Here is a 22,283-nt window from a genome sequence, read left to right on the forward strand (position 1 = left end):
AGGATATTAATCCTCGTCGTCGTCTCGCGAGTACTTCTTAGTCAGCTCGTCGTATTCCGAATATTCTTCGTCATACGATGAATCATTACGCTCGGTGTTCTGAGCATGATGTTCGGACCGAACGCCCAACTCGCGTTCGAGTGCCGAAAGGTCGGTAGACGGCGAGTAGTACTTAATGTCTCGCGCCTGACGCTGTGCTTTAGCCTTTTGACGGCCGCGCCCCATGGCGTGACCCCCTCTTTTCAGTAGAGTCGGGAGGTGGTCCATCTAATTAGATGAAGGCCCCCGAATATGTGATCAGTTCTTTCGTAATTAAAGGTTAACATGATTCACCGGCGAGCGCTGAACGCAACACTCGCCGATACCGCTAGACTGTCAATTAGTCCAACGACTATGTATTGAGCTGGCTATTAAATGAACGCCCCGACTCTGAAGGAGCTCAGCAGGTGGTGGAAGAAAATCTGCCCGAGCCGCAGGCGGCTTTACCGCCGTTGCAGCCCGAACCAGAAAAGCCCAAGCGGCGCGGAGGCCAATGGGCCCTATTGATCATTGCCGTCCTGGCACTGGCCGCCGCCGTGGTCTTCGTGGTGTTGCGCATCATAGATCCCCCGGCTTCGCCCGTTGCGAACAACGTTGAACGCAACGAAAACCCCGGTCTGGACGGGATTATTGCCACCGAAATGCCCCCTGCTCAGCTGCAGTTGGGTGATTGTCTGCGCGGCTTTACTTCGCCTCTAGATACCCAGACTGTGGTTACTTGCGACTCGGCGCATAACGCTCAGATGATCGGTTCTTTTGAAGTCTCGGGTACTAACTACCCTGGTGCCACGGAACTACTGAACCAGTCAGAAGACCTATGCAAGTCAGTCTCCTTGGACCCGAGCGCGGGGTTGGATTCCACTTGGACTTACCATTTCTCACGCCCTTCAGAGAGCACCTGGGGACAGGGTGACCGTGCTGTTTCTTGTTTCTTGAGTCTGTCTGAGGGAAATGTCCGTACCTCTCTTTTGCCTGCAAATGCGTCAGATGACGCAACAAATGACGATGCTACGAAATCTAAAGATGAAACTTCTGATGAAGAAAGCCCAAAGGCTGAGGAAACAAATGAGAGCTAATTAGATTTCAATACATGAAAACGAGGGCGTGAACAGATTTCTGTTCACACCCTCGTTTCTCGTAACTAGCTCTTCCTTTGAACTTTCAGCTGGTCGCCTAGTTCATCCAGTGAGACTTGAACGGTGTCCCCGTCCTGCACCGCGCCGGCAAGGATCTCCTTGGCCAGCCGGTCTCCGATCTCGCGCTGCACAAGACGACGCAGTGGTCGAGCCCCATAGGCTGGGTCGTAACCGGTTAGTGCTAGCCACTCACTAGCAGCCTGATCCACGTCCAGGGTCAACCGGCGTTCTGCCAGACGTTCGGAGAGCAAGTCGATCTGTAGCTTGACGATATTGCCCAGCTCTTCAATGCTCAACGGGTCAAAGAGGATCACCTCGTCCAGACGATTCAAGAATTCCGGTTTGAATGACGCGTTGACGACATTCATCACCGAATTCTTCTTAGCATCGTCGTCCAAGGTTGGATCCACCAAGAACTGCGAGCCCAGGTTGGAGGTGAGGATCAGGATGGTATTCCTGAAGTCCACCGTGCGACCCTGTCCGTCCGTGAGACGTCCATCATCGAGCACCTGTAGCAAGATATCGAAGACTTCTGGGTGAGCCTTCTCGACCTCGTCGAGCAGGATCACCGAGTATGGGCGACGACGCACAGCCTCGGTGAGCTGTCCGCCCTCTTCATATCCGACGTATCCCGGAGGGGCACCAACTAGTCGAGAGACCGCGTGCTTCTCGGAGTATTCCGACATGTCGATACGCACCATGGCCCGGGGGTCATCGAACAAGAAGTCAGCCAAGGACTTCGCCAGCTCGGTTTTGCCTACGCCGGTAGGTCCTAGGAAGAGGAATGAACCGGTGGGTCGGTTCGGATCCGCGATCCCAGCTCGAGTTCGACGCACTGCATCAGAGACGGCAGCCACAGCCTGCTTCTGGCCCATCAGTCGTTGACCGATGATCTCTTCCATATCCAGCAGCTTCTGGCTTTCACCCTGCAACATGCGCCCAGCTGGGATGCCGGTCCAGGCCGAAATCACTTCAGCGATGTCATCCGCGGTAACCTCCTCGGCAACCATGCTCGGTTGAGCAGAGCGATCCGCCTCAGCTGCAGCAGCAGCGTCTAGCTCCTTCTGCAGAGCGGGGATCTCGCCGTAGAGCAGCCGGGAGGCCTTTTCTAGGTCACCTTCACGTTGAGCCTTCTCTGCCTGCCCACGAAGCTCATCGAGCTTGACCTTTAGATCACCAACACGGTTCAGGCCAGCTTTCTCGGACTCCCACTGCGAGTTCATCGCATCGAGCTTTTCCTTCTTGTCGGCCATGTCCTTGCGCAGGGCTTCTAGGCGTTCCACGGAGGCTGGATCTGTCTCATCGGACAGCGCCAGTTCTTCCATTGTCAGCCGGTCCACCTCACGGCGCAGCTCATCGATTTCCTCCGGGGCAGAGTCAATCTCCATGCGCAGGCGGCTGGCGGCTTCATCAACAAGGTCGATGGCTTTATCTGGTAGTTGCCGTCCCGAGATGTAGCGATTAGACAGGGAGGCAGCAGCTACCAAGGCGGAGTCAGCGATGGACACCTTGTGGTGAGCTTCGTAGCGTTCCTTCAGCCCACGCAGGATGGCGATAGTGTCATCAACGCTTGGCTCCCCTACGTACACCTGCGCAAAACGACGTTCCAGCGCTGGGTCCTTCTCGATGTTCTCCCTGTACTCATCCAGGGTGGTTGCACCGATCAACCGCAGCTCACCACGCGCCAGCATGGGCTTGAGCATATTGCCCGCGTCCATGGCACCTTCGGAAGCACCGGCTCCAACGACGGTGTGGATCTCGTCAATGAATGTCACGATCTGACCATCCGAGGACTTGATCTCTTCCAGCACTGCCTTGAGACGCTCCTCAAATTCACCGCGGTACTTGGCGCCTGCGACCATAGCGCCCAGATCCAGGGAGATCAGCGTCTTGCCACGCAACGACTCCGGAACGTCACCGGCGATCATTCGCTGGGCCAGACCTTCAACGACGGCAGTCTTACCTACGCCTGGTTCACCGATGAGCACTGGATTGTTTTTGGTACGGCGAGAGAGCACCTGTACTACGCGCCGAATTTCGCGGTCACGTCCAATGACGGGGTCCAGCTTGCCGGCACGGGCGAGCGCGGTCATGTCGGTGCCAAACTTCTCCAGGGACTGGAAAGTGGCCTCGGGGTTCGGGTTATCTACCTTGCGGTCTCCACGGATGGTGGGCAGAGTTCCGACAAGTAGTTCCCGCGTTGCTCCGAACTCTCGCATTGCTTCGCCGGCCTTGGTCTGGTCTGCGGCGAGAGCAATCAAAAGGTGTTCGGTGGAAACATAGGTGTCGCCCATTTCTGTCGCAGTTTCCTGAGCGTTGCTGACGACCTGCAACAACTGACGGGAGAACTGTGCCTGAGCTACAGAGTTACCTGAGGTTGAAGGCAATGAGTTGATTGCCGCGCTTGCCTGGACGGAAAGTGCATCAACATCAAGCCCAGCCGTTTTCAGCAGGGCAACAGCTACGGAGTCCCGCTGATCCAGTAGAGACTTGAGTAGATGCGCAGGTTCGATCTGCGGATTACCTGCTGTCGAGGCGTTCATACCGGAAGCTGAGAGAGCCTCCTGGCTCTTGGTGGTGAGTTTGGTGTCCACGCGCATCCTTTCTCTTACTGGGTGAACCCATAAACTTGAGTGTACTTAACTCAACTCTGTACGTAGCCATCTTATTCCACTCAGAGCACCATTTTCAAAGAATTTTTGATCTTGATTGACGGGACAATGGCGCGAAGTTCCTCACACCCCTTCAGGTTAGGATGAGGCATGGCAACCCCAGATTCAGCCGACATTTATTCACTCGACGACCACTCCATGATCCAGGCGTTCATCGATGAGCACCGTCAAATACTCATGACATGTCTCGATGGTCTCTCAGAGTCAGAAGCTCGGGCGAAATTGGTTGATTCAAAAACCACTTTGCTCGGGTTGGTCAAGCACGCGACGTTTGTGGAACGAGTCTGGTTTGGCGAAGCTGCCACCGGTACGAGCCGATCCGACTTGGGTCTCGTTGCCACTCCAGACGAATCTTTCGTTTTGGAGGCATCCGACACCATTGAATCAATACAACACAGCTACGCTCGGGCTATCGAAGAATCCCGGCAGGTGCTTAAGGGGAAAACAGGAGACGATATCTTTCCTGGAAACCGCCGTGGTCCGCTACCAGTGCGCTGGGTGTTGTTACACATGTTGCGTGAATTGGCTCAACACTGCGGTCATGCTGACATTCTGCGAGAACAGATCCTGGCAGCTCGAAAGCCTTCGGCATCGTAGTCAAAGATAAGATTCGAATATGGCTCTAACTCTCATTCCATTACCATCAGAAAAATTCTCTTCTTGGCTCAGTAGAAGCACTTCCGAATACATTACCGACCTGATCGCGACAGGCATTCCAGAGGAACAGGCTAAGGAAAGTGCACAGAGCACGATGACACACTCTTTTCCTGAAGGTCAGGCGACCTTAACAAACGCAGTCTTCACATTGGCAGACGAAGTCTTGGGTGACGTTGGCTATTTGTGGGTCGGTCAGGACACTTCCGGGGATCCAACATCCTGGTGGGTGTGGGACATCGTCGTTGAAGCAGAGCACCGTGGCCACGGCTTTGGCCGTCAAGCCATGATCTTGGCTGAAGACTATGCCCGCTCTCACGGAGGACAGACTTTGGGCCTGAATGTATTCGGTTTCAACAAAACGGCTCGCGGACTCTACGAATCCTTAGGCTACGAGACCACCAGCATCAAGATGCGAAAAACACTTTGATACTGCTACGAATCTATGAAAAGCCCTCAACCGCTATCTAATTGTTGGGCAACGAAGTACATTACAGATCACAGCGAAATTTGAAGAGGACCTCTTTCCTCAATAGACCAGATCAAGTTAGGCTTGAAGTATGTAAGGGAGTATTCCTAAGCGCTAAACTCGTCAATACGTAGATCTTCATAGATCCACCGGGTTTAGCGGCCGGCCTACGGGCTGGTGAAGAGACTTACTCGATATCGTGCTTGCGCGCCTTACGAAAGTAGGAAACCCCTATGGAAGTTTCTCCTTTAATCTGGGCCATTACAGTGGCCGTCGTTCTTGCTCTTCTTGCCTTCGACTATTTTTTCCATATTCGCAAGGCTCACGTACCCAGCCTTAAAGAAGCAGCGATCTGGTCCAGCCTTTATGTCGGAATCGCACTGGTGTTTGGCATCGTCGTCTTAATCTTCGGTGGCATCGATATGGGCGCCGAATACTTTGCTGGTTACATCACGGAAAAGGCGTTATCGGTTGATAACCTCTTTGTCTTCTTGATCATCATCGCCAGCTTCCGCGTCCCGCGTGAAGACCAGCAAAAGGTGTTGCTCTTCGGCATCGTATTTTCGCTGATTGCCCGGACCGCTTTCATTTTCGTTGGCGCTGCCTTGATCAACCAATTCGCTTGGGTGTTCTACCTCTTTGGTTTGATCTTGCTCTTGACTGCAGGAAACCTGCTGAAGAAAGACGATGATTCTGATGAAGCAAATAACTTCATCATCCGCATTGCCAAGAAGCTCTTCCACACCACCGACACCTATGACGGCGACAAACTATTCACCAAAGTGGACGGCAAGAAGGTCCTAACGCCCATGCTGTTGGTGATGGTGGCCATCGGTGGTACGGATATTCTATTCGCGTTGGATTCGATCCCAGCGATCTTTGGACTGACTCAGAACGTCTACATCGTCTTTACCGCCACGGCCTTCTCGCTGATGGGTCTGCGACAGCTGTACTTCCTGCTTGATGGGCTACTCGACCGCCTCATTTATCTGTCCTATGGGCTTGCCGCCATCCTGGCATTCATCGGCGTGAAGCTCATCTTGCATGCGCTACACGAGAACAACCTGCCATTCGTCAATAACGGCGAACATGTTAAAGTCATCGAGATCAGCACTGGATTTTCACTGACAGTAATTATTGGTGTCCTTGTTGTCACTGTCCTGGCGTCTTTGTTCAGCAAGGCTGGCAAGGCGCAGACTGCCATCGGCAACCTTCGCCGACACGCTAAAAGCTACAACGATCTGACCTACACCGCAGACGCAGGTGAACGCGAACGTATCTACCGCGCGTTGGTAGCCGAGGAAGAGCTGGTGAAAACCATGGAGAAGAAATACCGCGACAAGGCCAAGGACGTGGACAAGATCCGCGAAGAGGTTAAAGAAGCTCATCGCCAGCACGATGAGTATCTCAAGAGCTAGCCCAATCACCGCTCAAAAGCAGGCGTCCGATCAGGGCGCCTGCTTTACTCGTTCTTCACAGAGTTTCAGTGAGAAAGGAGCGCGTTTTGGTTGGAGTCCTGAATGAATTGCTGAATCGACTGAATACGTTCAATCAATTCAGGCTCAACGTTTTCGCGAGGATACCTCGACGCCATTCGCGCAATCCATGCCAACTCATCGGCTGCCTCGTTGTAATTCAAACCTGCATGGCCTCGATGGCGCACCACCTCGACAGAAGCCCTGCAAGCCTGCCACGCGGTCAAGAACTCTACGCACAGCTCCTCACTGATTCCACAATAGCCGTCAAGGTATCGCCCGGCTCCCACCAATTTTTCGATGACGCGGTAAGCATCCAACGAATCAATGTGAATTACGGCGCTATGTACGTTGGTGTTCTGCAAATACTCAAGGGCAACGATCACTGCCCTGAATTCGAGAATTCCTATATGCCCGGAGAACTCTCCGGCATACACCACGGTGTCGCCATGCCCAGTAATCATAGCCACAGCACCAGCACCGTCGAAATCCGCAGAAGCATCGACGCCAATCTCTAGATGCATGGGCGCGGCCTGACTGACTGACCAGTATTCGGGATACCACTGGATAGGCTCCTGTTGTGGAGGCAAATTATGATTTCGATGTCGCTCACGCCTTGGGCTATCCCGTAGTTGATTTCGTCTACGGGCACGTTGAACAAGGGAAGTTTTGACGTATTGGACCTGATCTTCCACTTCTCGCGCCGCACGATTAATACGATTAATTCCGCGAGTCACTACAAAACCGCTTTCGGAGAAAACTCGGGCAATGTTGAAGTATCGGTTCGGAACGCAAATCCAAGTTTGGCTACGATGCTCATCCACCAGTTGTTCGAGTTCTCGCAACATGACTGGCAATGGTGCTGGCGCATCGGTGGAACCCACGTGCGAACTAAAGCTACCCTCGCCATGACTGATGACAAATATGTAGTGGACCGTACCTTCATCGTCCGCGATTTCAGGCATCGTCCAAGAAATGACCGAGGCATGTATCGGTTTTGATATGGTCTCCGCATCAGGCACTAGGGGAAGTCCCGCTTCACGCAACGGGCGTCTCAATAATGCACCTTCGTCTACGACATTCATGCTCATGCCACGATGGTCTCAATACAGACCGACACTTTACGAAACCCTCGCGCCTGTAAACAGCGTTGACTCTACACAACACAGCACCGGCCGAGGGCACTTTGTGGACATGGACGAAGGCCGACCTCGAACGCTGTAGAAAGATGTTCCAGATCGGTCATTCTACCCCGGAGTACTGTCCCGGTGACTGCTCAGCGCCTCATGCCTGCAATGTAGTAGTCGGATGGGACAATCACTTTACCCAGTGGCATCAGTGAAACCGGGATCATTTTCAAGTTCGCAATGCCCAGCGGGATACCAATGATCGATACGAACATCGGAATTGCGGTGAGGACGTGCCCGATAGCAATCCAAATTCCAGCGAAGACTACCCAGATAACATTGCCCAGGGTGGAGAATGCTCCGACAGGACCTCGGTCAACCACCGTCCGTCCGAAAGGCCACAGGGCGTAACCTGCGATGCGGAACGAAGCAATGCCGAAGGGAATGGTCACGATCAGCAGGCAGCAAATGATGCCAGCCAGAACGTATCCCAAGGCGAGCCAAAGTCCGCCAAACACCAACCAAATTATGTTGAGAATACCGCGCACTAAATCAGTCATATAACCAGTCTCACCGACTTCGCATCACTGAACCATAGGGATAATCCCCGATTCTTCCCTGATCCACGTGGCCAATCCCCTATCCATCGGCCCTATGAGAGTGCCAATGCTCGTCTAGAATTAATCATCATGAGCGAATCGAGCGAAGAACAGCAGCAACCCCAGGCGTCGTCCCCACGAGACCCCGCACTTTTCAGGGCTGAGCCGGTCTCTTTTGTCCGTCGTGGAAACCGCCTGCAAGGTCGCCGGGCAAGTGCTTGGGAGCGCAACGCAGATCAGTACGTGATTGAGCCTCCACGCAAGATTGCTGACACCTCGGTTGCTGATGACTTCCATCTTGATCCCACCGAAGCTTTTGGCCGTACCGCACCATTGGTCGTTGAAATCGGTACCGGTCTAGGCGAGTGCATTGCCAACGCTGCCAAGGATGATCCGGAACGTAACTACCTCGCCGTTGAGGTGTATCGTCCAGGACTGGCCCAGTTGATGCTGAAGGTCGAGTCCTTTGGAATTAGCAATGTTCGTGCCGTTCAGGCGAACGCTCCAGAGGTTCTGGACGTGATGCTTGGTGAAAATAGTGCCGACGAAATCTGGATCTTCTTCTCCGACCCTTGGCACAAACCTCGTCACCATAAGCGTCGCTTGATCAAGAAGTCCTTCCTCGACAAGGTCTCCCGGGTCCTCAAACCCGGCGGTACTCTGCGTCTGGCCACCGACTGGTCCAACTACGCAGAACAGATGCGTGAAGTTCTTGAAGAACACGCAGACTTCCAGAACCAGCACCCGGGCAACCTCGCCGGTGAAGCCAGCAACCTGACCAAGGTTCGCCGCGAGGGTATGGAAGGCTTTGACCCCGAGCCTGAATTCATTGATGAACAAGGTGGCTGGGCACCGCGCTTTGAACGTCGCATTCTGACCAGTTTTGAAGGCAAGGCACTCAAAGCTGGACGTCTGGTCTTCGACTTGGCCTACACGCGTGTCGGTTAATATCGCAGATTAACGCCAGGTAAGGGCCATGGAATCCATAGGATGGATTCCATGGCCCTTACCTCATCCGAGATCAATGACTACGCGCAGACGCCCACGATGGAATACGCCGGCGTGCGGTTGGAACAACTTTCACCCGAGCATGCTGATGACTTAGCACAGGTTGTCACTACCGGAGGGCTAGACGAAATCTGGTACACCTCGGTACCTTCTGCCCAAGACATGCTCGGTGATATCAAGAAGCGCTTGGCCCTGCAGGCGGCTGGTGAAATGGCGCCTTTTGCGATTATTGATATGTCTACGGGCAAGGCGGTCGGTGCCACCACATACCTGAACATTGATGAGTCGAACCACCGCGCGGAAATCGGCTCAACCTACCTGTCCCCTGAGGTTCAAGGCACCGGTATCAACCCTGCAGCAAAATTCATGCTGCTTCAGCGAGCCTTCGAAGAGCTGGATTGTTTCTCAGTCGCGTTCTGCACGCACTGGCACAACGAAGTCTCGCGAGCAGCCATCGCGCGTTTGGGGGCCAAACAGGATGGTGTCCTGCGCAATCACAAATACGATCCGATCACCGGTACGCTGCGCGATACCGTGATCTTCTCGATTCTTCCGCATGAGTGGCCCGCCGTGCGAACCAACCTACAGGCGCGGCTAGCACGCCATGGCCGAATCTAGCGGCCAATAGCCCGTCGAGTAGTAAACAGTGTCACCGTCGGTTCGCGGCGTTCCGGACGCATACCGCGTGCCAGAGATACTACGTCTCCCCCGGAGGTGCCGGCGGCAAAGATGCGGGTTTGACCGGCACGTACCGCGCTGAGCTCGTTGCGCAGGTCGTTGACCTCGGTTTGCAGGTAGGCAACCTGGTCTTGCAACTCAAGGATGCGTTTGATGCCTTCGAGGGAGACGCCATCTTTGCTCAACGCCTGTACTTGGCGGAGCAGAGAAACATCGCGTTGAGAGTAGCGTCGTTGTTTACCGGACTGACGGCTTGGTGAGACCAACCCAATCCGGTCATATTGACGTAGTGTCTGCGGATGCATGTCGGCCAGTTGAGCGGCGACAGAAATGACGAAGACAGGACGCAGGTACTCCCCGTTCACGTTGCTTCGACCACCTTTCTACTTGGCTTGTTAGATACAGAGCCTCTAGTCATTGAGTCTAGCTTCCCCGCCATGCCACTTCGAGGCCATGTCGGGGAAGCTAAGAACCGATCCGATTTAGAGTTTGGCTTTGGCAGCCAAGTCTGCGCGTGGATCTTCGCCTGCCGTGGCAGCAGCGAAATCTTCCACCGCTTTCTTTGCCTCATCGGACAGATTCTGCGGGATCACGACATCCAAGGTGATCAGCAAGTCGCCGGTGGCCTTGGAAGTCTTCACGCCACGACCCTTCAGGCGTAAAGTACGACCGGAGTTAGAGCCTGCAGGAACCTTCATCGCTACCGTTTCCCCGTCCAAGGTTGGCACGTGGATCTTGGCTCCCAGCACCGCTTCATCAAAGGTCACTGGGACATGGATGCGGATGTTGTTCTCTTCGCGTTTGAAGAATGGATGCTCGGTGACCTTGACCTTCACCAGCAGGTCGCCATTGCCAGCAGCTCCGGCTTGGCCCTTGCCACGCACGCGGACGGACTGTCCATCCTTGATGCCCGCGGGAATGCGCACATCGATGACTTCGCCGTTCTGCTCGCGCAGTCCAATGGTGGTTCCCTTGATGGATCCAGCAAAGGAGATCGAGGTATTAGCCGTGCGGTCAGCGCCCTTACGTGGTGGTGCGCTCTGGCCGAAACCACCGCCGCCAAAACCGCCCCCGCCGAAGAGGTCGGAGAAGTCGGGCTGTCCACCGCGTGAGCGTGCAGAGCCTCCCCCACCAAAGAGGTTGGAGAAGATATCCTCAAAGCCGGCCTGACCGCCCGGTGCTCCGCCCGGTCCGCCAGCTGAGAAGCGTGCTCCGGAGCCCATGGCGCTGATGGCGTCGTACTGCTCGCGTTCTTCTTTGTCGGCGAGCACCGAATGCGCTTCGGAAATGTCTTTGAATTTTTGTTCAGCGGCCGCATCGCCCTGATTGGTATCCGGGTGGTACTTGCGTGCAAGTTTGCGGTACGCCTTTTTGATGTCCGCCTCGCTGGCGTCCTTGGCGACGCCCAGAATGGCGTAGAAGTCTTTTTCGATCCAGTCCTGACTTGCCATCAGGGCCCCGTCCTTTCAATGCCAATTCGAAACTGCCCACTGACGATCTCTCGGCAGTGGGCAGTTTCAGATTGTGTTATTCGTGGCTATTCGCCGGTTGCTACCAGCACCTGAGCTGCACGCAAGATGACAGCTCCCTTGCGGTAGCCGGTGCGCAGCACCTGCCCTACGTGGTCGGCTGGAATATCCGCGACAGCCTGACGAAGCAGTGCTTCGTGGATGTTTGGATCAAATTCCACACCGGCCTCGTTGATGCGCTCCAGACCATGCTGGGCCAAGATGGTGTCCAGCTTGTTCGCGATCGAAGCGAACGGGCCGTCGGTCAAGTCCCCATGCGCCCGGGCTGCATCGATGTCATCGAGCACCGGAAGCAGGGTGTTGAGCACGGACTGGACGGCGTTTTCACGCGCCACTGCCCGGTCACGCTCAACGCGCTTGCGGTAGTTGACGTATTCGGCCTGCAGTCGCAGTAGGTCGTTGCGCAGCTCGGCTTCACCGGCGCTGGCTTCTTCCTGCTGTGCAGCTGAGTCGTCCACGCCGGCGCCAGCCTCGTTCAGGATCGCCTCGGCCTGACCCAGGGCGTCAGCGGTTGGCTGCGTCTCGGCAGCCTCTTGCTGGTTCTCCGGCTCCTGGCCGGAGTTTTCGTTCTGGTCCTGTGCCTCGGACATATTCCCTAACTCCCTACTTCTTGTCGGCTTCGTCTTCGTCGATGACCTCGGCGTCGACGATGTCTTCATCAGCGTTTGGAGCCTGCTCGCCCTCAGGGGCAGCAGCGCCTTCAGCCTGTGCGTTAGCGTAGATTGCCTCGCCCAGTTTGGTCTGGGAAGCCTGCAATTTCTCGAACGCGGTCTTGACCTCGTCGTCGTTGTCCTGCTTCTCCAGGGCAGCCTTCAGAGCGTCAACGTCGGCCTGAACCTCGGTCTTGACCTCTTCTGGCAGCTTGTCCTCGTTGTCCTTGATCAGCTTGTCTACGGAGTAGGCAGCCTGCTCAGCGGCGTTACGGGTCTCAGCTGCCTCACGGCGCTTCTTGTCTTCTTCGGCGTGTGCTTCAGCTTCCTGAACCATGCGCTCGATGTCATCCTTGGACAGCGAGGAACCACCGGTGATGGTCATCGACTGCTCGGTACCGGTGCCCTTGTCCTTAGCGGAGACGTGCACGATGCCGTTGGCGTCAATGTCGAAGGTGACCTCAACCTGCGGGATGCCACGAGGAGCCGGTGCGATACCGGTCAGCTCGAAGGTGCCCAGAGCTTTGTTGTCACGGGTGAACTCGCGCTCGCCCTGGAAGACCTGGATGGATACCGAAGGCTGGTTGTCTTCAGCGGTGGTGAAGGTCTCCGAACGCTTGGTTGGGATTGCGGTGTTGCGCTCGATCAGCTTAGTCATCACGCCGCCCTTGGTTTCGATACCCAGGGACAGTGGGGTGACGTCGATGAGCAGAACGTCCTTACGCTCACCCTTCAGAACGCCTGCCTGCAAGGCTGCACCCACGGCAACAACCTCATCTGGGTTCACGCCCTTGTTAGCTTCCTTGCCGGCCAGGTCCTTGACCAGTTCAGCAACGGCTGGCATACGGGTGGAACCACCAACGAGGATCACGTGAGCGATATCCGAAACCTTGACGCCTGCTTCTGCGATGACATCGTTGAATGGCTTGCGGGTACGCTCCAGCAGGTCCTTGGTCAGGTCCTGGAACTTTGCACGCGAGAGGTGCTCGTCCAGGTGCACTGGGCCTTCTGGGGTGACCGAGAGGTACTGCAGGGAGATGTTGGTGCTGGTAGCGCTGGACAGTTCCTTCTTAGCCTGCTCAGCAGCTTCCTTCAGACGCTGCAGGGCAATCTTGTCCTTGGACAGGTCTGCACCCTTAGCCTTGGCCTGTGCCAGCAGCCAATCTACGATGCGCTGGTCCCAGTCATCGCCACCGAGGCGGTTGTCACCAGCGGTGGAGCGCACCTGAATGGTGGAGAAGCCGTCGTCATCCTTGCCAACTTCGAGCAGGGAGACGTCGAAGGTACCGCCACCGAGGTCGAAGACCAAGATGAGCTCGTCTTCGTTGCCCTTTTCCAGGCCGTAAGCCAGTGCAGCAGCGGTTGGCTCGTTGACGATACGCAGGACGTTCATGCCTGCGATCTCGCCGGCCTCCTTGGTGGCCTGGCGCTCAGCGTCGTTGAAGTATGCAGGAACGGTGATCACTGCGTCGGTGACCTTTTCGCCCAGGTAAGCCTCGGCGTCGTTCTTCAGCTTCATCAGGGTACGTGCGGAGATTTCCTGCGCGGTGTACTTCTTGTCATCAACGTCAATGGTCCAGTCGGTGCCCATGTGGCGCTTGACCGATGCGATGGTGCGGTCGATGTTGTTCACTGCCTGGCGCTTGGCGATGTCGCCAACCAGGACTTCGCCGCTCTTCGAGAAAGCAACGATCGACGGGGTAGTACGGTTGCCTTCCGCGTTTGCGATAACGGTTGGCTCACCACCTTCGAGCACGGAAACTACGGAGTTGGTGGTTCCTAGGTCGATACCTACGGCACGCGACATAATGGCTCTCCTTTGCCTTGGTTGAAAGTACTAACGCTGAGGATATTTATCCTGATTGAGCGTTCTGGACTCAAGTTTACTCAGCCGCTTTCGACTGTCAAATTAACTTGAGCCAACCTCACTCAACTTTGCGTTCTGTCTTCTTCAACGAACAAAGTGCAAGAATGATTCCCATGCCGAAAAATAATTTTCAGACACAGGACACGCAAGGCATTCAAGGACAAACTACCAGTGGTTCTCACCGCCTCAACCATCCGAAAAAACGGTCATTTCGGGAGCTGGATCGCCGCACCCAAATAGCTGTAGTCGCCGCTGGAATTATCGAACTGACTTTGATGATTGCAGCCTTGCGCGATCTTCGTCGACGCCCCGCTCGGCTGGTAAGAGGGCCAAAACCCCTGTGGGCCGTGGTCAGTTGCCTCAACGTACTGGGAAGCCTTTCCTACTTCATTTTTGGTCGTCGCAAAGACCCCCAAAACTGATTTACAGACACAATGAAACAACCCGCTCTCGCGAAAACGAGAGCGGGTTGTTCGCTGTCAGCATGGACGCTTTGGCAATGAAAACCTCGATTGCCGCACTGACTCAATCAGGTCATCAGTCAACACGCTCATCCAGATGCCGCTGACAGATGATCCATCTGGAATGCTCCCATGTACTGCTACTTGGCCGAGCCCTGAGGTTCCACCAACACCGCCGCAGTGCGCGCCGGAATAGTCAGCTCACCGGTGGCACTGTCGAACGAAGTCGACTTCACCCGGTCATCACTTCCACCCGAGAGCGCCTTAGCGAGCGAATAATCGTGACCTACTAATTCCTCAAGGGTCTGCGTGCTCTCCTTCGGCGAGGCATTGAAGAGCACCAAGGCCCCATCATGCTTGCGGTCAGCATCCTTGCCCACGGTATCGTCGATACGCATCACGATAATTCCTGGTTCGGCTTCGGACCCACCCAGCGGGAAGCTCACCTTTTGCTCGATGAGATCAGCTGAGCCCAAACGCAACAGACCTACCTCCTTACGAGTCCGTAGCAAATCCAAAGCTGCCCCTTCAGCGTTAGCCATCGCCGTGACATCGGGCTTGAGCGCAGGGTCTTCTAATAGTGGAGCCATCAGATCCCACTTCTCACCGTTGTCCGCCTTGGGTGGAAGCCCGGAGCCAAAAGTATTCTCCACGCCGGAGAAGTCGATGCGGTTGAACCAGTCCCCCGAGTTATAGGAATTTCGGTCCAAAGACTTTGAACGCAATAACTCGGTTCCGGCATGCCAGAACGGAACAGCTTGTGAATACATTACGGTCGCCTGCGAGAGAGTATTCATTCGCACTCGATCTTCCATGGAGGTATCTCGTGGCAACTTGAGCACAGTGAGGTCGTAGAGCGTTTCGTTATCGTGCGCGTCAACATAGTTGATCACCTCCCCCGGCTGCGAGGCGTAGCCCGCTTTCGCTCCGCGGTAATCCAATTCATCGCCCCGGTGCACGCTGCCATCCGAAGTCAGGAATTCGAAACCTTCCAGGTTGCCGGCCAAGCCGAGCTTCACCAGGTCAGTTTCGTGGCCGAGATCCTTCAACGCTTCCTCGGTGCTCCCATTCACCTTGTTGCCGTTGGGATCCGTGCCCAAGCCGGTGCCAAAGCCCTGACGGAATGTTGAGGATGAGTCAACAGGACTGCCACCATGAACGGCATCGCGCAGTCGGTCATTAAAGGTCCCGATGCCGGTACCGTTCAATTGACCCTGAGTGGCTTGATAGAAGCGAGCATTGTCCGCCACTTCACCAAAATTCCATCCTTCGCCGTAGAGGTAAATGGACTTGCCATCCACTCCGTCGCGTCCCGGTTTCAGTTCATCCAATGCGCTGCGTACAGCTTCCATAGTTTCTCGCGAGTGGTGGCCCATGAGGTCAAAACGGAATCCATCAACCTTATAGTCCTTGGCCCACACCACCAGGGAATCAACCATCAGTTTCTGCGCCGCAGCGTGTTCCGTAGCTAGGTTCTGGCAGCAGGTCGAGGTTTCCACTTTCCCGGTGGCATCAAGTCGGTGGTAGTAACCGGGCACGATCTTATCGAGCACACTGCGATCGGCCTGACCAGAAGCTGCCGTGTGGTTGAACACCTGATCAAGCACTACTTCTAGCCCCATGCTGTGCAAAGAACCGACCATTGAGCGGAATTCTTCGACACGGTTCGCTCCTTCAGGGTTCGTGGCGTACGAGCCTTCCGGAGCCATGAAATGGAAGGGGTCGTAGCCCCAGTTGAATCCGTCTTCATCACCGTGGGCAGTAACGCACTCTTGTTGTTTACTTGAGGCTGCCGGCAGCGACTTCAGATCACAGTCCGTCTCAACACGTTGCGACTGTTCCTCCTCGATGGTGGCGATATCAAAACTTGGCAGCAGGTGAACGGTAGTCAGGCCGGCCTCAGAAAGCTGTTTGAGCTGTTTACTCCCGGCTCCGTTGGCTCCAAACGCTCCGTAGCGGCCCCGCTGGTTCTCGGGCACCGAAGCATCTGAAATCGAGAAGTCACGGATCTGCAGTTCATAGATGCTGCGGTCCACGTCTTTTTCGACGTTTTTGGCTTTGGCCTTACGCCATTGTTTTGGCTGGTGGTGAGGATCGTCCAAGCTCACCGCCACCGAGTGAGTGGAATTAGTCGTGAGTGCTACCGAATAAGGATCCGTCACGATGTTCGTTTCAATCTTGCCGGTTTCCGGGACGAACACCTGGACTTCCCAACGGTACTTCGCCTCAGCCATCTGAGGCTTGCCCTTCACCGTCCACACACCGCTGTCCTCCGAATAGCTAGCAGCGTATCGGGCGGCCTTCTCCTTCTTGTCAGTAATCAGCAGTGTTGCTTTTTGGGCCGTGGGAGCCCAGAGCCTGAAAGTAGGGCGTTTCCCGGTGAAGCTCACGCCGAGTTCTACATCTTCAAGTGCCTTGGCATAGAGATCATCAATGACACCAGCACTCTGAACTCCGGTGAAGGCGGTGAGTTTCTGGGTATCCCCTTCGCCATCAAATCGTGCCAAGGCCAGTTGTGAACGCAATGCAGAGGCTACGTCTTCGCGCTCTAGCTCAACACGCAAGGTACGGTAGTCGGCAAGGTGAGGGAACTTCTTGCGTTGTTCTTCACTCAACCCACCAATAGTTTCCTTGAGCTCGATTGGCTTCGCACCGGAGATCTCTTCACCGTCCAATTTCAAGCTGGCGTCCTTGGAAGCGTAAAGGGCATACCTCTCGCCACTACCCAAATCACGAGGAATGACCAGGGTGTCTGCAGAAATCCACTGCGCTTTCGTTTGACCAACGCCGGCGACTGTATGGGTGTCAGAACCAATCTGCAGCAGGTGAGTCTTCGAGTCATAGCTGAAGCTCACCGGCTTCCCTTCGGTCACCGAGAGACTGTAGTTAGCACCTCCGGCGGCACCGTCAACGCCATAATTTTCGTCCCACCCGAAGTTGTGTGACACCTTAAATTCGTAGGTACCAGCCGGGATCTTCTCCGTAGTGAATTCATAGGTACCGTCAGCATCACCGTCCGCCATTAAAGTAGCGAGGCAGGTTGGATCCCAGTCGGATTTACAGCCCAACTCGTCTTGAAAACTTCCCGGTAAGGTGATCATCGGACCCTGCTGATCGCTTTGTACGATGTTATTGCGTGGATCGAAGAAGAACTTGATGGTCCCGCCTTCGTGAGAATATTTGAGGTTGTCACCACCGACAATGCCACCAGCGCCGTAATTCAGATCCCATGATCCGTTGATGGCTACCTTGTATTCATAGTCCCCTGCTGGGACATCGAATTCGCCAGAGTAGACCCCACCAGGCTGTTCAGTGAGTTTGGCTGCCTCGCAGGCCGGATCCCAGTCGGTGACACAACCCATTTCGGTGTTATGGCTTCCTGGCACGGTAACCATGGAGATATCCGATTCAACCGGTTTTTCCTTCGCGAACCCGGAAACGTCGTTGCCCACGGAAGCATAGGTGGAAGCTGCGCTGTGTTCACCTGCGGCATTGGTACTCACGGCGCGATATTCCACCAAGGTGCCTTGTGATAGCGATGAAACGTCGTGGAAGACTCGCGGGGTGTGGCCTTCTGCCACGCCCAGTAGGTGCCACTTCTCGGTGCCTACTTCGCGCCACGACATGCTTGTTTCAGCCCACGCCTGTTCGCCTAGATCCACGGATACGGGTGATACGCCGCTGAGCCCGGCCCCAGATTTTGGAGCGGAAATCTCAGGTGTGAAGGCAGCACTATCTACGTTCTTGTCAGCCTTATAAACCACTGCAGATAGCGCCGGCACTGTCACGTTGAGTTTCGCGTCCACAGCACTGCTGAGTTTGTCCTCCGCGCCATAGAGCGCTGAGTAACTTGCGTCGGAGGTCAGAGTCGACAACTCAACATCAGCGGATTCCTCCGAGTTGTTCAGGGCCACCAAATATTCGGTTTTCTCGTCACGGTCCACACGCGAGAAAGCATAAACTCCCTTGGAATCTTGGGCGTATAGCTCTACTTGTGCCCCGCCCTTCAGCGCTTTGTTTGATTCGCGAAGTTTAGAGAGGGCCGCGATGTGCTGATACAACGGAGAATCACTGTCATAACGATCTTGGGTTCCGAGCTTTTCGCCGGTAATCAACTCTTGGTTCTGATAGTCCGAGACTTGAGAAGCGAACAGTGATTGGCGAGAGTCCTTGTCTCCACCGGTGCCTGCAAATCCTTGTTCGTCACCGTAGTAAACCACCGGCTGGCCACGAGTCAGGAACATCAGCTCATGGGCCAGTTCATCACGTTTGAGTTTCTGGTTGCTGTTGTTCAGGAAGTACCCAATGCGCCCCATATCGTGATTACCGAGGAAAGTTGGTAGCGCATCAGCAGAAGTATTTGCCGTGGTGTAATAGTCATCCGCCGAGAACAGCGTGCTTAGCGTCTTGGCTGAATTGCCTCCCGCGAAACCGGCAGCAGCAGATTGGAACGTGAAATCAAGGACGGAATTCATTTCCGTCTTACGCACGTAGGGCGAAAGCTTCTTTGCATCGGCATCATAAACTTCGCCAAACATGAAGAAGTCATCTTTACCCTGGGCCCGAGCATAGTCCTGGACTTGCTTGGTCCATTGTTCCCAGAATTCAAAATTCACATGTTTTGCGGTGTCGATGCGGAAGCCATCAATTCCGAAGTCCACCCAGTTTTTGTAGACCTCTGCGAAACCGTTGACGACCTTAGGATTTTCGGTCATGAGGTCATCAAGACCTTGAAAATCGCCGTAGGTGACCGACTCGCCTTCCCATGTTGAGTCCCCGCGGTTGTGATAGAGCGTTGGATCATTGAGCCAGTCGGGGACCTTCTTGACTTGATCAGAAACAACCGGGGTATAGGGGAAGGAACTGGAAGCATCTAGCTCTGGGAAGGTATCACTGCCTGCGTAGTCCGCCGGGTCAAAGGCTTGGCCCTGAGCGTCCTTATAGGGAACGGAAGATTGCTCAACGTAGGAATACTTCTTTTCCTTATTATCGATGAGATCTGCGGTGTGGTTCACGATGATGTCGAAATACACCTTGATGCCACGTTTGTGGGCGTCATCGATCAGTTCGGAGAGTTCTTCGTTGGTGCCTAGATGTGGGTCGATCTGAGTGAAATCGGTGACCCAATAGCCGTGGTATCCGGCGCTGGCATCATCACCACTACCCTGAACCGGCATGTTCTTAAAACTGGGTGTGAGCCAGATGGCGCTGGTGCCAAGGCCTTGGATGTAGTCAAGCTTGGAGCGTAAGCCTGCGATGTCACCGCCTTCAAAGAATCCTTTGTTCGTCGGATCAAACCCGGTGGTTAGCCGATCGCCTTCCAAACCGCCGGTGTCGTTAGCCGTTGACCCATTGGCAAAGCGGTCTGTCATGACGAAATAAAACTGCTCACCAGAGCCGGCTTGCCTGACCGGCGCAGAGACCAAATCGGCGTCAGTATCGGAATATTCTCCGCGAAGGTCCAGTGGCACAACCTGCGTCAGCCCCGTAGCCGTATCAAAGGTGAAGCGCAATCGGCTATCCGCGCTCAGTGCTAGGGGAATGTTCTCTTCTCCCCCGTCCAGTCCATAAGACGTGTCAAAGCTTTTGTTCAACGCTACTTTGTATTCATAGTTCCCCGCCGGAACTTCCACTTCCAGGCTGTATTGCCCTTCCTGGTCCGTGGATTGCAGACTGGTAGCTTCACAGTCAGCCATCCAGTCAGCGGAACATCCCAACAACGACTGAAAAGAACCGGCCAGAGTCACAGAAGTTTCATCTGCTGCGGCAGGAATACTAGCCAGTGGCGCCATGGGTGCGAGCGCCAGCATCGGGGTTGCGGCCAAGGCGGTGACCCAACGACGCCAACTACGTTTATGAAGGCCTGGTGGCAGTGGCTGACTGCGCACGGAGGAAGCAGCGCTTTTGCTGTTCACGAAATGCTCCATTGAATTCGAAGGTGCGAGCGGCAAGCCATAAGAGCTGGCTCGCCAGTGATTCAGCCCACACTACTGAGCGAATTCCATCAAGTGCAAGCGTTTCCAACATTTACACTCAGATACAGGGAAAACAGCAAACTTTTCAGTATTTTTCCAACTTTTTACATAGGAAACGCTTGCACAATCTGGTGTAAAAGTCTCCAATTGTCATTTTCCGATCCGCCCGGAACCCCACCACCAAAAAGAAGCCCCAGACAGCTTTTGGCTGTCTGGGGCTTCTTTTGGGTACTAGTTCTTAGCGCCCGCCGGTAGCAGGGCTTGATGCACGGCGTGGTCCACGTGAGCGGCCACCTGCGGCACCTGCAGCATTGCGACCACCGGATCGTGCTGAGCGCGAGGAGTTTGTTGGACGGTCCGCGTTAGCACCGCGGGCACCACGTGAAGGACGCTCGGTGTTTGCGCCACGTGAAGGACGCTCGGAGTTGGCACCACGTGATGGACGCTCGGCGTTAGCACCGCGTGATTCGCGTGCTGGACGCTCCGACTGGTTCGATGCACCGGAACGATCTGAACGGCGGCGGTCTCCTCCGCGGCCCTGTGCCTCACCGGCAGGCTTGCCGCCACGGGCATTGCGTCCGCCACCACGGCCACCGCGTGCGTTCGAAGTTTCGCCAGCAGGCTTCTTCTTCGCTGGGTTACGCTTCTGCTGCACTGGAGCAACGTATGGAACATGCTCAGCAACTTCGCCAACTACCTTGGCAACAACTGGCGAATCCAGGCTCACCTTTTCAAAAGGTACCTTCAGGCCAGCTTGCTTCAGCAAGGAGACAACGTCGCCCTGCTGGTCGGGGGTGCAGATAGTCACGACGGTTCCATCCGAACCGGCACGTGCGGTACGGCCCGAACGGTGGGTGTAAGCCTTGTGCTCTGCAGGTGGGTCAATGTGAACTACGAGTTCCACACCATCAACGTGCACGCCACGAGCTGCAACGTCGGTAGCAACCAAAACCTTGGCCTCGCCCGAGGCGAAGGCTGCGAGGTTACGGTCGCGAGCGTTCTGCGAAAGGTTTCCGTGAAGGTCTACCGCAGGTACGCCGGCCTTGGACAAGGTCACTGCCATTTTCTTTGCGTGGTGCTTGGTGCGCATGAACATGATGCGACGAGCTGTGCCCTGAGCTAGAACGCGAATGAGTTCTTTCTTATCATCGCTTGGAACCACAAATACGTGGTGTTCCATGGTGTTCACGGCAGCTTCAGGAGCATCCACCGAGTGAATGGTTGGGTTGCTCAGGTAGCGCTTGACCACCTTGTCCACACCGTTATCCAAGGTAGCGGAGAACAGCATGTGCTGTATGCCGGTTGGCATACGGTCCATGATGCGACGAACCACTGGAAGGAAGCCCATATCCGCCATGTGATCGGCTTCGTCCAGAACAGAAATTTCAAGCTGGGACAGGTCGACGATCTTCTGCTTGATCAGATCATCAAGACGACCTGGGCAGGCGATGACGATATCAACGCCGTCGTTCATTGCCTTTTCCTGACGGCTCTGTGCCACGCCGCCGTAGATCACGGTGGTACGCAGCCCCGTGGCCTTCGCCAGTGGATCCACGGTCTTAGCGATCTGGGTTGCCAATTCGCGAGTTGGTGCCATGATCAGTGCACGTGGGAAACGGGCCTTACGACGCTGTGGGCGCTGAGCCAAACGAGCTACCAATGGCAAGGAGAATGCCAGGGTCTTACCGGATCCGGTCTGTCCACGACCAAGAACATCGCCACCGGCCAAGGTTGAAGGCAAAGTAGCTTCCTGAATCGGGAATGGGGTTTCGATTCCGCTCTCGGAAAGGACATTCGCAAGGTTTTCAGGCACGCCAAGGGCGCTAAAAGTTACGGACATATTCAAACTTTCTCTCTGATTCGCACGCCTCAAAATAAGACGCTGGGGCACGCCGAGCCAGGAGGAAGTCCACTTCGCGCTAGACCAGAACTATGGTCTGCAAC

17 protein-coding genes are annotated in these 22,283 nt (G+C 55.1%); 7 read left to right on the forward strand and 10 right to left on the reverse strand.

Annotated features, from left to right (window positions below; genetic code table 11):
• Positions 1 to 6: 6 nt before the first annotated feature.
• Positions 7 to 225 carry a DUF3073 domain-containing protein gene (locus tag QMQ05_RS12445; protein ID WP_058255132.1) on the reverse strand — a complete coding sequence of 73 codons (219 nt, stop codon included), beginning with the start codon at positions 223 to 225 and terminating at the stop codon, positions 7 to 9.
• 221 nt (positions 226 to 446) lie between these two features.
• Here QMQ05_RS12445 and QMQ05_RS12450 point away from each other — a divergent pair, with 221 nt between their 5' ends.
• Positions 447 to 1,115: a septum formation family protein gene (locus QMQ05_RS12450; RefSeq protein WP_345470444.1), complete on the forward strand. Its 669-nt coding sequence runs from the start codon at positions 447 to 449 to the stop codon at positions 1,113 to 1,115.
• Positions 1,116 to 1,180: 65 nt separating this feature from the next.
• On the opposite strand, the gene clpB is transcribed toward QMQ05_RS12450, so the two are convergent.
• Positions 1,181 to 3,769, reverse strand: a complete 2,589-nt coding sequence (gene clpB, locus QMQ05_RS12455; RefSeq protein WP_345470446.1) for an ATP-dependent chaperone ClpB — start codon at positions 3,767 to 3,769, stop codon at positions 1,181 to 1,183.
• Between the two features lie 168 nt (positions 3,770 to 3,937).
• Here clpB and QMQ05_RS12460 point away from each other — a divergent pair, with 168 nt between their 5' ends.
• The 3 genes from QMQ05_RS12460 (at position 3,938) to QMQ05_RS12470 (ending at position 6,388) form a co-directional block, all read left to right on the forward strand.
• Positions 3,938 to 4,444 carry a DinB family protein gene (locus QMQ05_RS12460; RefSeq protein WP_345470448.1) on the forward strand — a complete coding sequence of 169 codons (507 nt, stop codon included), beginning with the start codon at positions 3,938 to 3,940 and terminating at the stop codon, positions 4,442 to 4,444.
• A gap of 19 nt (positions 4,445 to 4,463) precedes the next feature.
• Positions 4,464 to 4,931 carry a GNAT family N-acetyltransferase gene (locus QMQ05_RS12465; protein WP_345470450.1) on the forward strand — a complete coding sequence of 156 codons (468 nt, stop codon included), beginning with the start codon at positions 4,464 to 4,466 and terminating at the stop codon, positions 4,929 to 4,931.
• Between the two features lie 272 nt (positions 4,932 to 5,203).
• Positions 5,204 to 6,388, forward strand: coding sequence for a TerC/Alx family metal homeostasis membrane protein (locus tag QMQ05_RS12470; RefSeq protein ID WP_345470452.1), 1,185 nt, complete (start codon positions 5,204 to 5,206; stop codon positions 6,386 to 6,388).
• Positions 6,389 to 6,453: 65 nt separating this feature from the next.
• On the opposite strand, the gene QMQ05_RS12475 is transcribed toward QMQ05_RS12470, so the two are convergent.
• Together QMQ05_RS12475 and QMQ05_RS12480 are read right to left on the reverse strand one after the other, a co-directional pair.
• Positions 6,454 to 7,536: a ribonuclease HI gene (locus QMQ05_RS12475; RefSeq protein WP_345470454.1), complete on the reverse strand. Its 1,083-nt coding sequence runs from the start codon at positions 7,534 to 7,536 to the stop codon at positions 6,454 to 6,456.
• Between the two features lie 185 nt (positions 7,537 to 7,721).
• Positions 7,722 to 8,132, reverse strand: coding sequence for a YccF domain-containing protein (locus QMQ05_RS12480; protein ID WP_345470456.1), 411 nt, complete (start codon positions 8,130 to 8,132; stop codon positions 7,722 to 7,724).
• A gap of 129 nt (positions 8,133 to 8,261) precedes the next feature.
• Here QMQ05_RS12480 and trmB point away from each other — a divergent pair, with 129 nt between their 5' ends.
• Both trmB and QMQ05_RS12490 read left to right on the forward strand, forming a co-directional pair.
• Complete coding sequence (trmB, locus tag QMQ05_RS12485; protein ID WP_345470458.1) at positions 8,262 to 9,119, forward strand: tRNA (guanosine(46)-N7)-methyltransferase TrmB; 858 nt, start codon at positions 8,262 to 8,264, stop codon at positions 9,117 to 9,119.
• A 51-nt stretch (positions 9,120 to 9,170) separates the two neighbouring features.
• A complete protein-coding gene (locus QMQ05_RS12490; RefSeq protein ID WP_345470460.1) occupies positions 9,171 to 9,797 on the forward strand; it encodes a GNAT family N-acetyltransferase in 627 nt (208 codons plus the stop codon).
• On the opposite strand, the gene QMQ05_RS12495 is transcribed toward QMQ05_RS12490, so the two are convergent.
• From QMQ05_RS12495 to dnaK, 4 genes are all read right to left on the reverse strand, one after another.
• Positions 9,794 to 10,162: a heat shock protein transcriptional repressor HspR gene (locus QMQ05_RS12495; protein ID WP_231733600.1), complete on the reverse strand. Its 369-nt coding sequence runs from the start codon at positions 10,160 to 10,162 to the stop codon at positions 9,794 to 9,796. The two genes, QMQ05_RS12490 and QMQ05_RS12495, sit on opposite strands and share 4 nt — an antisense overlap.
• Positions 10,163 to 10,339: 177 nt before the next feature.
• The gene (locus tag QMQ05_RS12500; protein WP_345470464.1) at positions 10,340 to 11,308 is read right to left on the reverse strand and encodes a DnaJ C-terminal domain-containing protein; all 969 of its coding nucleotides are present in this window, start codon (positions 11,306 to 11,308) and stop codon (positions 10,340 to 10,342) included.
• An 86-nt stretch (positions 11,309 to 11,394) separates the two neighbouring features.
• A complete protein-coding gene (locus tag QMQ05_RS12505; RefSeq protein ID WP_334121808.1) occupies positions 11,395 to 11,976 on the reverse strand; it encodes a nucleotide exchange factor GrpE in 582 nt (193 codons plus the stop codon).
• A gap of 13 nt (positions 11,977 to 11,989) precedes the next feature.
• Complete coding sequence (gene dnaK / locus QMQ05_RS12510) at positions 11,990 to 13,843, reverse strand: molecular chaperone DnaK (RefSeq protein ID WP_345470467.1); 1,854 nt, start codon at positions 13,841 to 13,843, stop codon at positions 11,990 to 11,992.
• A 173-nt stretch (positions 13,844 to 14,016) separates the two neighbouring features.
• Between dnaK and QMQ05_RS12515 the strand changes: the two genes are divergently transcribed.
• Positions 14,017 to 14,325 carry a PLD nuclease N-terminal domain-containing protein gene (locus QMQ05_RS12515; RefSeq protein WP_345470469.1) on the forward strand — a complete coding sequence of 103 codons (309 nt, stop codon included), beginning with the start codon at positions 14,017 to 14,019 and terminating at the stop codon, positions 14,323 to 14,325.
• Between the two features lie 179 nt (positions 14,326 to 14,504).
• Here the strand turns inward: QMQ05_RS12515 and pulA are convergent, their stop codons facing one another.
• Both pulA and QMQ05_RS12525 read right to left on the reverse strand, forming a co-directional pair.
• Positions 14,505 to 20,174 (reverse strand): pullulanase-type alpha-1,6-glucosidase, encoded by a 5,670-nt coding sequence (pulA, locus tag QMQ05_RS12520; protein WP_434063199.1) that lies wholly within the window; start codon positions 20,172 to 20,174, stop codon positions 14,505 to 14,507.
• A gap of 403 nt (positions 20,175 to 20,577) precedes the next feature.
• Positions 20,578 to 22,179, reverse strand: coding sequence for a DEAD/DEAH box helicase (locus QMQ05_RS12525; RefSeq protein ID WP_345470473.1), 1,602 nt, complete (start codon positions 22,177 to 22,179; stop codon positions 20,578 to 20,580).
• Positions 22,180 to 22,283: the final 104 nt, after the last annotated feature.

Origin of the sequence: Glutamicibacter sp. B1, assembly GCF_039602135.1 — a bacterium.
Classification (GTDB): Bacteria; Actinomycetota; Actinomycetes; order Actinomycetales; family Micrococcaceae; genus Glutamicibacter; species Glutamicibacter ectropisis.

What these genes read in the sequence shown, in the direction of transcription:
- QMQ05_RS12475 (WP_345470454.1), bottom strand. Translation starts at nt 7,536, where the DNA reads ATGAGCATGAATGTCGTAGACGAAGGTGCATTATTGAGACGCCCGTTG.
- dnaK (WP_345470467.1), bottom strand. Translation starts at nt 13,843, where the DNA reads ATGTCGCGTGCCGTAGGTATCGACCTAGGAACCACCAACTCCGTAGTT.
- QMQ05_RS12490 (WP_345470460.1), top strand. Translation starts at nt 9,171, where the DNA reads ATGGCCCTTACCTCATCCGAGATCAATGACTACGCGCAGACGCCCACG.
- QMQ05_RS12495 (WP_231733600.1), bottom strand. Translation starts at nt 10,162, where the DNA reads ATGCATCCGCAGACACTACGTCAATATGACCGGATTGGGTTGGTCTCA.
- trmB (WP_345470458.1), top strand. Translation starts at nt 8,262, where the DNA reads ATGAGCGAATCGAGCGAAGAACAGCAGCAACCCCAGGCGTCGTCCCCA.
- QMQ05_RS12465 (WP_345470450.1), top strand. Translation starts at nt 4,464, where the DNA reads ATGGCTCTAACTCTCATTCCATTACCATCAGAAAAATTCTCTTCTTGG.
- QMQ05_RS12480 (WP_345470456.1), bottom strand. Translation starts at nt 8,132, where the DNA reads ATGACTGATTTAGTGCGCGGTATTCTCAACATAATTTGGTTGGTGTTT.
- QMQ05_RS12525 (WP_345470473.1), bottom strand. Translation starts at nt 22,179, where the DNA reads ATGTCCGTAACTTTTAGCGCCCTTGGCGTGCCTGAAAACCTTGCGAAT.
- QMQ05_RS12505 (WP_334121808.1), bottom strand. Translation starts at nt 11,976, where the DNA reads ATGTCCGAGGCACAGGACCAGAACGAAAACTCCGGCCAGGAGCCGGAG.
- QMQ05_RS12445 (WP_058255132.1), bottom strand. Translation starts at nt 225, where the DNA reads ATGGGGCGCGGCCGTCAAAAGGCTAAAGCACAGCGTCAGGCGCGAGAC.
- QMQ05_RS12500 (WP_345470464.1), bottom strand. Translation starts at nt 11,308, where the DNA reads ATGGCAAGTCAGGACTGGATCGAAAAAGACTTCTACGCCATTCTGGGC.
- QMQ05_RS12460 (WP_345470448.1), top strand. Translation starts at nt 3,938, where the DNA reads ATGGCAACCCCAGATTCAGCCGACATTTATTCACTCGACGACCACTCC.
- QMQ05_RS12470 (WP_345470452.1), top strand. Translation starts at nt 5,204, where the DNA reads ATGGAAGTTTCTCCTTTAATCTGGGCCATTACAGTGGCCGTCGTTCTT.
- pulA (WP_434063199.1), bottom strand. Translation starts at nt 20,174, where the DNA reads ATGCTGGCGCTCGCACCCATGGCGCCACTGGCTAGTATTCCTGCCGCA.
- QMQ05_RS12515 (WP_345470469.1), top strand. Translation starts at nt 14,017, where the DNA reads ATGCCGAAAAATAATTTTCAGACACAGGACACGCAAGGCATTCAAGGA.